The following is a 10,840-nucleotide window of genomic DNA, read 5'->3' on the forward strand; positions in this document are numbered from 1 at the left end:
GGGGTGTTCCCTTCACGCGAGCCGAGGTATACACAAATTCGTGCCATGGTAAGCGTCCTTATGACAGATCAGCTGCTTATAAATGAGCGGTGAGTTATCAAGCCATGAATGTGCCGTTAGCTTAGGCAGCTCTGAACGTTATAGTGTTCATCCATCCATTGCCCGATCACGTTATTACCACATAAATGGTGGGCATACTGAGTGTGCAGGCAGCGTACCTGTTGCCAGTTGCTAATGCCGCCCACGCCACGTTCGGTGAGAACATCGCTATAGCCAAGCTTAGCGACTTCATCGCGTTGGGCATCACTCATATACGCCCAGCGTGCTTTAACGTAATCGTGATGGCTTTGTTGGTAAGCATCTAGAAATTCAGGTTCTTCCTGAAGGCGTTGTTCCAGCGACTTAATGACACCCACGGCTTCAATCCGTGAGATCTCAATTTTGAGCAGATCGGAGCATAGCCAGTAAAGGGTGGGAAACGGTTTGCCATCGACAATCGGCGCCATACGCAGCACAAGCGGAGTGCCGTGGGCATCGGTAGCCGCAACGGCTTCAATACCGCGGGGAGGACGCCCGAGCTGTTGAGTGATAATAGCTAGCTGGCGCTCATTGGGAACTTGGTCGGTACGAATTACCATTACGTGGGTATCTCACTGTCGGTCATCTTGAATAAACTTATTTGAGCGGCCAACAGCACGGAAGAAGCAGCGGTTCAACTGCTCGGGAGACGCCACATAGCACCATGTCCGCTCGCAGTACTCTGCGGCCCGCGCCATTAACACATCGTAAAGCCGATTGAACGGGGCATCATAATCGTAAGGATCTGCGCCGAACAAGCGGATATGCGGGTAGTCTGCAAAGCGCTCCATAAAATAGCGCTCAAGGTCGGCTTCAACGGCGCGGTGCTGCGCCGTATTATCCGGATCGATCCAAAGATTATAACGGATTGCCATGGGGATCTCCCAGCGCCCCGCCGAACGGAGGGGAGTGAATTAAGCCGGCGTTGGCGCGCTGTGTAAGTGTGCGGATAGCGCATCACGCAAATCACCTTCAATAGGTACCGCACGCTTTTCTTGATGGTCGTATTGCACCAGTATGGTATGCCCCACATTAGTCAGCGTGCCATGTTGGCGCGCCTCCTGAGTCACTGTAAACGAGCTGGTACCTAAACGTGTCAAATAGGTACGTAATTCGATGTCGTGGCCGTAGAACAGTTCAGCACGGTAATCGACTTCCATCCGCGCCATAATCAAACGCCACTGTTTAGGGTTGAGGTCTGGCGTAAATAGTTTGAATAAGTCGTTACGTGCCAACTCAAACCAAGCTGGCAGACGGGTATTGTTAATATGGCCTAGCGCATCGGTGTCGTAAAAAGCTGGCTCAATCATACGGGTGAACATCAGGTCATCCTTATTGGTTATTAGCAATTCAGGTTAACCAGAATTACCCCTAGCGAGCGCTTGGTCAAGTGGCGCGACGTTGATACCAGGCGGAGAACTGCATCCAGCCAAGTAGCCACAGTGTGGCAGTTGCGAACCCCGCTAATGTTCCCCAGAAAAGACCTAACGTGCTGTAAGTCAAAGAAACGCATAGCGTATAACTCAGCAACGAGCCAAGCCCCATAGGGTAGTGTTTGATCACGGTTGCCGCTGGCGCGAACCCATAGTTTAGATGCAGAATGAGCAGAAAAGGCAGCATGGTGACTGGAAACGCCGCTAGTGTGCCCGCCCAAGCGGGTGGCAGCCAATGCGCGAGCCAGGTAATCACAAAAACGATGGCGGTGGCCAAGCATGCTCGCGCGGCAAGTGCGGGAAGCGAAAAGGCGCGACTGGCGGGACTTTTTACATCAGGAATACTGCGGAATAACAGGCTGAACACAGCGATAGCACAGAGTGTCAGCAGCGTGCCGCTAAGCCGCGTAAAATTGAATTGGGCAAGTACGGTGCTAACCGCGAACCACGCAATAAAACCGCCTGCTAAGCCGCCAGCGATGCCTTTGAATCCTGGTTGGCGACCTGCCACTAAATAGCCTGCGACTAACGCCATTGTTGCAGTGAAGCCTGCCAGTGTATGTACCGCGCTTTGAGTTGCAAACAGCGGGGAAATTTCTAAACCAATAAAAAACAGCGCTAACGCGGTTCCTAATGGGTAACCCGCCAGTAGCCCTGCTATACGAGGACTGGCACGCACCGCGATGGCACCAAGCCCGAGCACCATGCTAATCGAGAGGCCTAGTTTTGCCAGTTGCCAAGTGAGAGGAACCTCTATCATGCGGTGTTTTCCTTGCTGTTATCAAATCACAAAGTCGCGGGTGCGCAAGCGCGGTTAGTGACACACATCGTCAGTGGAAATTTTCGCTAGCTACACCAGACGTAGGCCTTGTTGGTCGCGCCAAGCAGCCTCTAAGGCATTTTCGAGCGGCACTTTTAAGTGGGACGGCAATGCATCATGGGCGGCGTGCAGCGAATCAAATGATCGGTTGCGCAGCCAGCAGTAAGCCCAGGCGCAGGCCTCCGCATCACTTTGTGGGGTGGGGCGGGCAGGCATTTGGTTGAGCAAAAATACTGCGGTGCGAGGTGCCCAGAGTGGTATCTCGCCATGCTCTTCGCGGCTCCACTGCTCAAGTGTGGCACCGCTTGGCGTCTCATCGGGGGTGCCTAGTTTGGCGACCCGTGCCGTTTCAGCCAAAATGAGTGCCAGTTGGTCAGTATCGGCTTGGCCAAGTGAACGCCATTGCCGCAACAACGCCGGTAGTCCCGCGCGCATCTTGGTATAAAAGTCATCTTGCGGCATGCTCAATAGTTACTCCCAAGAACATAAGTGAGATTAATTATGGCGTTTGATTTTTCCACGCCCGTCGAGCGACGCTCTCCAAAAGGGGATTATGCCTCGCAAAAATGGCATCGCTATGCTGCAAACGTACTGCCGTTGTGGGTGGCAGATATGGATTTTTGCTCACCGCCCGCCGTGATTGAGGCGCTACGTGCTCGGGTGGCGCACGGTGTCTATGGCTATGGTGAAGTGCCCGATACGTTAAGCGAAACCCTCTGCCAGTGGAGCGCCCACCATTACGATTGGCCTATTCAGCCCGATTGGCAACAGTGGTTGCCTGGGGTTGTGCCCGCGTTGCACTTTGCGGCGATGGCGCTCACCAAGCCAGGTGAAGGGGTTCTGACGATTGCCCCGATTTATCCACCTTTTCTGGCCGTTGCAGAGCGCACAGGACGGCTGGCCCAGCAAGCGATGTTAGCTGAGCCGGCGTCCCCTGGCGAGCCTTGGCAATTGGATATTGACGCGTTAGAAGCCGCGATAACGCCGCAAACCCGTCTGCTGCTGTGGTGCCACCCGCATAATCCAACAGGGCGTGTATGGAGTGACCAAGAGCTTACCAAGTTGGCCGCGGTCGTTGAGCGGCATGATTTATGGGTTGTCTCTGATGAGTTGCACTGCGATCTGCTGCTAAACGAGGGAGCCCAACATCGCCCCCTGGCTGCCATGTTCCCGGAACTGGCTAAACGAACGATCACGCTGTGGGCGCCGTCAAAAACGTTCAACCTTGCGGGGCTGACCAGTGCCTGTGCCGTTATTCCTGATGCTACGCTGCGTAAGCGCTTTGCTGAGGCCACAAAAGGCTTTTTGCCGGATGGCAATGTACTGGGGCTGGTTGCTGCTGAAGCGGCTTATCGCGAAGGTGAGCCCTGGCGTCAAGCGCTGTTAGCGGTACTGCGTGATCACCGCGCTACGCTGCAGGCACGGGTAGCGTTATGGCCGGGAGTGACCATGAGCGAGCCGGAATCTACTTACCTTGCGTGGCTGGATATGCGCGAGGCGGGACTAGGCGATTCGCCCGCCAAAGCATTACTGGAACGGGCGGGCGTGGCACTTTCTGATGGGGCTGCGTTTGGCTGCCCTGGGTTCGTGCGGCTTAATTTTGGTACTACCGCTTCGCAACTGGAAGCGGCATTAGCAAGAATGGATAAGCTGCTGAAAGCCTGATCAGTACTGGCCTGTAACTAATTAATACAGCAGGGCAAATAGCTTGCGCCGATAGGTCACGGTTAGCGGATGGTCGGCACCCAGAGCGTCGAATACTTGCAATAAGGTTTTACGGGCCGCGTCGTCGTTATAGGCGCGGTCATCCTTCATCAAACCAAGCAACCCCTCAAGGCCTGTTTCGTATTGGCCATCGGCAACATGGCGCAGTGCACGCTGGTACCGCGCTTCACTGTCGTTGCGATCACCCAGCGCGGCGACTTCTTCTACAGAAAGGGCCTGCTCGCTAAATTCGATACTGGCTCGCACACCGCGGGCAGGTGCCGCATCACGCTCTTCGGGGGGCAAGTTGTCGAGCACGCTGCGGGCATCATCTCCGCGCTTTTCAGCCACGAGTGCCCTTGCAAGGCCGATCTGGTAGGCGTAATGCTCTGGATACTGGCTAATCAAGGTTTGATAGATTTCGCGCGCGCCTGCTGCATCGCCCGCTGCTAATGCCTCTTCGGCTTGATCTTCTGGACTAGGCGGTGCATCACCTGGGGCTGGGAAGTAGCGGTTTAGCCACTCGCGCACTTCCTTTTCAGGTAATACGCCTTGGAAGCTATCGACCAAGCCGCCTTGGCTAACGAGCTTAACATCGGGGGCTGAGCGCACGCCTAACTGGCTAGCGATTTCCGGATTGGCTTCAATATCCAGCTTGCCAAGCAGGAAAGCACCCGCGTATTCGACAACTAACTTTTCCAACACCGATAGCAGAGCATTGCCACTGGCGTTTGAAGGTGAGTAGCAGCCCAGTAGCACTGGCACCTGCATCGATGCTTCGAGCACTTGCTGAATATTGCCAGCATTAAGCTCAATAATAACTTCTTCAGGTGTTACGGAAGGGCGAACTGTGCTCGCTTCTTCGTTGTCGATACTAGCGGGTTCCGTGGTCAACGGATTGCCGGTACGGGGGTCAATAATGGACATGGCTAAGCTCTGCATCGCTTGAAATGGATTACGTCATGATATGCAGGCAACCGGGTAAGGATTCAAGGAAACAGTGGTAAATAAAGTACCCATCACAAAAAGTGCTCCTCATGAATCGAAATCTGGGTCACTTGTCAGGCGTGTCGATAACGACCTCGACTGTTTCGTTTGCGACGTGTCGCTTAGTTTGCAAGATGGTTTTGTCGCTATTCGGCGTATTCGTGCCAAAATGCGACTTAAGAGTAATGCCACCCCGGCACGAGTGAGTGTTCACTGCAGTAATGGGAAACTAAGAAGCGCCAGCGCCACCTATACTAATAAAAAGAAAAACTGATGATCTAAAGGTGACGGAGGGTAAATCGATGACATCAGACAAAGCAAAAGACCTGACAGCAAATTTCCATCGTGCGGGCGAGCCGCAAACCCTTGGTTTTCTCCTGTTAGATAATTTCACGCTAATTTCCCTGGCTTCAGCCATTGATCCTTTGCGGATGGCCAATCAATTGGCCGGCCGTGAACTATACCGCTGGTATACCCTGACCCAAGATGGCTTGCCGGTACGTGCCAGTGATGGGTTGCAGGTAACGCCTGACGCCTCTATGCACACCCCCTTGTCGCTAGAGTGGGTCGTTGTGTGCGGAGGAGTGGGGCCTCAGCATAGTGTTACTCGTGAGCATGTGCGTTGGCTTCAGTCGCAGTCGCGTCAACTAAGACGTTTAGGCTCGGTATGTACGGGAAGCTGGGCGCTGGGTCAGGCAGGGCTGCTTGACCACTATGAGACCAGCATCCATTGGGAGTGCCTGGCCTCCATGCAGGAAGCTTTCCCGAACGTCATCCTGACGACCTTTCTGTTTTCGATTGACCGGGATCGATTCACGGCGTCTGGCGGCACAGCACCGCTCGATATGATGCTGAACCTGATTGCTCATGATCATGGACGCGAGCTGTCGGCAGGTATCTCCGAGATGTTTATCTATGAGCGTGTGCGTAATGAGCAGGATCAGCAGCGCGTTCCTCTTAAACACGTACTCGGTACTACCCAGCCTAAACTGTTGGAAATTGTCGCATTGATGGAATCCAACCTTGAGGAACCGATCGAACTCGATGAGCTCGCTCGTTATGTTAATGTTTCGCGTCGTCAGTTAGAGCGTCTGTTCCAACGCTATCTGCTCTGCTCGCCATCGCGTTATTATCTCAAGCTGCGCTTAGTGCGCGCTAGACAGCTGCTTAAGCAAACGCCTTTATCGATCATCGAGATTGCTTCCGTTTGTGGCTTCGTTTCTACGCCCCATTTTTCTAAGTGTTACCGTGAATACTTTGGCGTACCGCCAAGAAATGAGCGCCTCGGGGTGCACGATCGGCAAGGCAATAATCACGCCAAGTCGCCACCACTGATCAAACGGTGGGGGGGCGAACCCAATACCAATGAACCTTTCTCAAGCGCTCAGCAGGCGCTGGCGTGCGCTCAGGGAGAGCCTACCTTTGCCAGCGTGACGCTGTTGAAATGATATCTCCTACTTTCCTACGCAGCCAATGATGAGAGCGTGCTACCCAGCGTCGGGTAGCACGTTTTTTTATATCGATGCCACGCTGCTGCAACTATCAAAAGATCCCAAGTAGCTGTCGTGTTCACGACACAATGACGTTTTTGGAATTTCCGTCGTCGTTTCCAAGAGCAGCCCAACCCAACGTCAGCGCTATGCTCGCTACATAAATCAATGTTGGAGCTTAGCTATGACACCCTCAGAACTGCACGATGACGCTATCGTCATCGATGGCTTGATTATCGCCAAATGGAATCGTGAGCTGCTTGAGGACATGCGTCGGGGTGGTTTGACAGCTGCTAACTGCACTGTTTCGGTGTGGGAAGGGTTTCAGGCCACGGTCGATAATATCGTCAAGTCGAACCAACTGATGGCCGAGTGTAGCGACCTGGTACGCCCGGTACGCACCACCGCTGATATCACGCGTGCGAAAGAAGAGGGCAAGACAGGGATCATCTTTGGTTTCCAGAATGCGCATGCGTTTGAGGATCAAATCGGCTACGTAGAGATCTTCAAGCAGCTGGGCGTAGGCATCGTGCAGATGTGCTACAACACCCAGAATCTAGTGGGAACCGGCTGCTACGAGCGTGACGGCGGACTGTCTGGCTTTGGCCGTGAGATTGTCGCTGAGATGAACCGTGTTGGCATTATGTGCGATCTCTCTCATGTCGGTGCCAAGACCTCTGAAGAGGTGATTCTCGAATCCAAAAAGCCGGTCTGTTATTCCCACTGCCTGCCCTCCGGTCTCAAAGAGCACCCGCGCAACAAATCCGATCAAGAGCTTAAGTTCATTGCTGACCATGGCGGTTTCGTCGGTGTCACCATGTTCGCGCCTTTTCTCAAAAAGGGCATCGACTCCACCATCGAAGACTACTGCGAAGCGATCGAGTACGTCATGAATATCGTTGGTGAAGATGCTATCGGCATTGGCACTGATTTCACCCAAGGGCACGGTCAAGAGTTCTTCGAGTGGCTGACTCACGACAAGGGCTACGCCCGTCGTTTGACAGACTTTGGCAAGATCATTAATCCCAAAGGCATTCGCACCATCGGAGAGTTCCCCAATCTCACCGAGGCGCTCCTTAAGCGCGGCTTTAGTGAAACTCAGGTAAGGAAGGTCATGGGTGAGAACTGGGTGCGCGTCCTCAAGGATGTCTGGGGCGCCTAAACGCTTGCTCCATAAGATTGATAGGAGCGATGGGATAAGCCTGCTCCTTAGCCAAGAATAATGATGTAGAGGATGATACCCGTGACCAAACTGGCCCCCGCACTGCCTATCGAAGTCGATAGTGAAACCGGCGTCTGGACGACTGATGCGCTGCCGATGCTCTATGTACCACGGCACTTTTTTATCAACAACCATGTGGCCGTCGAAGAGGCGCTAGGTGCTGAAAAGTACGCTGAAATCCTCTATCACGCTGGCTATAAGAGCGCCTGGCACTGGTGTGAGAAAGAAGCTGAGTGCCATGGCCTCGAAGGTGAAGCCGTTTTTGAGCACTACATGCTGCGTCTCTCTCAGCGTGGCTGGGGCCACTTCATCACCGAACAGATTGATCTTGACGCTGGCACGGCTCAGGTGCGGCTAGAACATAGCGCCTTCGTTTACCAACTGGGTAAGGTTGGGCGCAAGGTCGAGTACATGTTCACTGGCTGGTTTGCTGGGGCCATGAATCAAATTCTCGCTGCACGGGGTAGTACGCTGCGCACCGTTGCTGAGCAGACTCAGAGCGCTGCCGAACCCGGCTGTGATGTCGGCGTCTTCGCTGTCAAACCGCTGCCCGATGCTGCCCACTAACCCTGGGTACGAGGAGAGATAACCATGGCATTTGACGCAATCTTTGAGCCAATCGAGATCGGCAAGCTGACCATCCGCAACCGTGTGGTCAGTACCGCCCATGCCGAGGTGCATGCCACTGACGGTGGTATGACGACTGAGCGCTACGTCAGGTATTACGAAGAAAAATCCAAGGGTGGCTGTGGCCTGTGTATCTGCGGTGGCTCATCAGTGGTGTCCATTGATAGCCCCCAGGGTTGGTGGAGTTCGGTGAACCTTTCTACCGATCGCATCATTCCACACTTTCAGAATCTGGCGGACGCCGTGCACAAGCATGGCGGCAAGATCATGATCCAGATTACCCATATGGGACGTCGCTCACGCTGGGACGGCTTCGATTGGTCGACTCTGGTATCCCCCTCTGGTATCCGCGAGCCGGTGCACCGCTCTACCTGCAAGACCATCGAGGAGGAGGAGATCTGGCGCATCATCGGTGACTTCGCCCAGGCCGCGCGCCGGGCCAAGGAAGGCGGCCTCGACGGCGTCGAGCTGTCTGCCGTTCACCAGCACCTGATCGACCAGTTCTGGAGCCCGCGGGTCAACAAGCGCGAGGACCAGTGGGGCGGTAGTTTCGAAAATCGCATGCGCTTCGGCATGGAAGTACTCAAAGCGGTGCGCGCCGAAGTGGGCGATGACTTCGTGGTGGGTATGCGCATTTGTGGTGACGAATTCCACCCGGATGGCCTCTCACATGAAGACATGAAGCAGATCGCCGCTTATTACGATGCCACTAAAATGGTCGACTTTTTCGGCGTCATCGGCTCTGGCTGCGACACTCACAACACGCTCGCCAACGTTATCCCCAATATGTCTTATCCACCGGAGCCTTTTCTACATCTGGCGGCGGGGATCAAGGAAGTGGTGAATGTGCCGGTGATCCACGCCCAGAATATTAAAGATCCCAATCAGGCCCAGCGTATTCTCGAAGGGGGCTACGTGGATCTGGTGGGCATGACCCGGGCGCATATTGCTGACCCTCACCTGATTGCCAAGATCAAGATGGGGCAGATAGATCAGATTAAACAGTGCGTGGGGGCTAACTACTGCATCGACCGCCAATACCAGGGCCTGGATGTACTGTGTATTCAAAACGCTGCCACCTCGCGGGAATACATGGGCCTGCCGCATATCATTGAAAAGACCGAGGGCGTTAAGCGCAAAGTTGTGGTGGTTGGCGGTGGCCCCGGCGGTATGGAGGCAGCTCGCGTTGCTGCTGAGCGCGGTCATGATGTCACCCTGTTTGAGGCGGCTGATGCCCTGGGTGGGCAGATCACTATCGCTGCTCAGGCTCCGCAGCGCGACCAAATCGCCGGTATCACTCGTTGGTACCAGCTGGAATTGGCACGCCTGAAAGTCGACCTGCGATTAGGGGCTCGTGCCGATGAGGCAACCTTGCTTGATCTACGCCCCGATATCGTGGTGCTCGCCACCGGTGGCCAACCCTTCCTTAGCCAGCACCCCGAGTGGGGCTATTCGGAGAATGCTGAGGAGAGCCTGGTGGTCAGCACCTGGGATATTCTCTCAGGCAAGGTGGCACCCGGCAAAAACGTGCTGATTTATGACGCCATCTGCGAATTCTCCGGCGTCTCAGCGGCAGATTTTCTAGCTGATAAGGGCGCCAAGGTCGAGATCGTCACCGACGATATCAAGCCCGGCGCGGCGGTGGGCGGTACTACCTTCCCCACCTACTACCGCAGCCTGTACGAGAAAGAAGTGATCATGTCCTCTGACTTGATGCTGCATAAGGTCTACCGCGAGGGCGACGGCCTAGTGGCTGTGCTCGAAAATGAGTATACCGGTGCCTTGGAAGAGCGAGTGGTTGATCAGGTGGTCGTCGAAAACGGCGTGCGTCCTGACGAGGCGCTTTATTACGCCCTCAAAGAGCAGTCTCGCAACAAAGGGCAGGTGGATCTGGAGGCGCTCTATGCCATCCAGCCTCAGCCTAGCCTAAGTGAAGAAGGGGACGGCTTTTTACTCTTCCGCCTGGGCGACTGCACGGCACCGCGTAATACCCATGCGGCCATCTACGACGCCCTGCGAATCTGCAAGGACTTTTGACCTGAGCGAGAGCCGGGGCGCCGGTGGTAGACCGTAGCGAGGGTCATTTGCCATGGCCGTAAAACAGTTCCATACGTTTACGGCATTTCCGCCATCCATGGCGGTCAGATGGCAAATGTAGCGCCCAGGGATGGGTTTACAGCGCCCTCGCAGAGGTCTGCCGCCGGAGCAGCCCCGCCGCGAAAGATGAGGTGAGTACCATGCTCGAAACGCTCTTGCCGATACTGATTTTTACTGCTCTGGCCCTGGCAGTAATCGGCGCTGTACGCCGTATACGCCTTTGGCGTCAGGGGCGCCCCTCGCGGGTGAACCTACTCCAGGGGTTGATGGCCCTGCCGCGCCGCTATTTGGTGGATCTGCACCATGTCGTGGGGCGCGACAAAATGATCTCCAATACCCACGTAGCCACCGCCGGAGGCTTCGTGGCTGCCGCCGTGCTGAT

At 54.9% G+C, this 10,840-nt stretch carries 12 protein-coding genes; 6 read left to right on the top strand and 6 right to left on the bottom strand.

Going from position 1 to position 10,840, the window contains the following annotated elements:
- Positions 1 to 116: 116 nt before the first annotated feature.
- The 5 genes from INT22_RS18580 to INT22_RS18600 form a co-directional block, all read right to left on the bottom strand.
- On the bottom strand, positions 117 to 638 hold the full coding sequence (locus INT22_RS18580; protein WP_193061731.1) for a DUF501 domain-containing protein: 522 nt from the start codon (positions 636 to 638) through the stop codon (positions 117 to 119).
- A 12-nt stretch (positions 639 to 650) separates the two neighbouring features.
- Positions 651 to 953 (bottom strand): hypothetical protein, encoded by a 303-nt coding sequence (locus tag INT22_RS18585; protein ID WP_089039347.1) that lies wholly within the window; start codon positions 951 to 953, stop codon positions 651 to 653.
- 39 nt (positions 954 to 992) lie between these two features.
- Positions 993 to 1,400, bottom strand: a complete 408-nt coding sequence (locus INT22_RS18590) for an acyl-CoA thioesterase (RefSeq protein ID WP_038480812.1) — start codon at positions 1,398 to 1,400, stop codon at positions 993 to 995.
- 64 nt (positions 1,401 to 1,464) lie between these two features.
- Positions 1,465 to 2,271: a hypothetical protein gene (locus INT22_RS18595; RefSeq protein WP_193061730.1), complete on the bottom strand. Its 807-nt coding sequence runs from the start codon at positions 2,269 to 2,271 to the stop codon at positions 1,465 to 1,467.
- 90 nt (positions 2,272 to 2,361) lie between these two features.
- Positions 2,362 to 2,793 carry a hypothetical protein gene (locus INT22_RS18600; RefSeq protein WP_193061740.1) on the bottom strand — a complete coding sequence of 144 codons (432 nt, stop codon included), beginning with the start codon at positions 2,791 to 2,793 and terminating at the stop codon, positions 2,362 to 2,364.
- 39 nt (positions 2,794 to 2,832) lie between these two features.
- Between INT22_RS18600 and INT22_RS18605 the strand changes: the two genes are divergently transcribed.
- The gene (locus INT22_RS18605) at positions 2,833 to 3,996 is read left to right on the top strand and encodes a MalY/PatB family protein (RefSeq protein WP_193061729.1); all 1,164 of its coding nucleotides are present in this window, start codon (positions 2,833 to 2,835) and stop codon (positions 3,994 to 3,996) included.
- 21 nt (positions 3,997 to 4,017) lie between these two features.
- Here the strand turns inward: INT22_RS18605 and INT22_RS18610 are convergent, their stop codons facing one another.
- On the bottom strand, positions 4,018 to 4,962 hold the full coding sequence (locus tag INT22_RS18610; RefSeq protein WP_193061728.1) for a co-chaperone YbbN: 945 nt from the start codon (positions 4,960 to 4,962) through the stop codon (positions 4,018 to 4,020).
- A 362-nt stretch (positions 4,963 to 5,324) separates the two neighbouring features.
- Here INT22_RS18610 and gbdR point away from each other — a divergent pair, with 362 nt between their 5' ends.
- The 5 genes from gbdR to INT22_RS21525 form a co-directional block, all read left to right on the top strand.
- Positions 5,325 to 6,470, top strand: coding sequence for a choline metabolism transcriptional regulator GbdR (gene gbdR / locus INT22_RS18615; protein ID WP_193061727.1), 1,146 nt, complete (start codon positions 5,325 to 5,327; stop codon positions 6,468 to 6,470).
- Positions 6,471 to 6,696: 226 nt separating this feature from the next.
- Positions 6,697 to 7,674 (top strand): dipeptidase, encoded by a 978-nt coding sequence (locus INT22_RS18620; protein WP_089039341.1) that lies wholly within the window; start codon positions 6,697 to 6,699, stop codon positions 7,672 to 7,674.
- A gap of 81 nt (positions 7,675 to 7,755) precedes the next feature.
- Positions 7,756 to 8,301 (top strand): DUF5943 domain-containing protein, encoded by a 546-nt coding sequence (locus tag INT22_RS18625; RefSeq protein ID WP_193061726.1) that lies wholly within the window; start codon positions 7,756 to 7,758, stop codon positions 8,299 to 8,301.
- Positions 8,302 to 8,325: 24 nt separating this feature from the next.
- Positions 8,326 to 10,398 (top strand): dimethylglycine demethylation protein DgcA, encoded by a 2,073-nt coding sequence (gene dgcA / locus INT22_RS18630; RefSeq protein ID WP_089039340.1) that lies wholly within the window; start codon positions 8,326 to 8,328, stop codon positions 10,396 to 10,398.
- A 200-nt stretch (positions 10,399 to 10,598) separates the two neighbouring features.
- Positions 10,599 to 10,840, top strand: a 242-nt coding sequence (locus INT22_RS21525; RefSeq protein WP_226912904.1) for a DUF3483 domain-containing protein, incomplete at its 3' end; no start/stop codon positions are given.

This window comes from Halomonas sp. 3D7M (assembly GCF_014897885.1).
Lineage (GTDB): Bacteria > Pseudomonadota > Gammaproteobacteria > Pseudomonadales > Halomonadaceae > Vreelandella.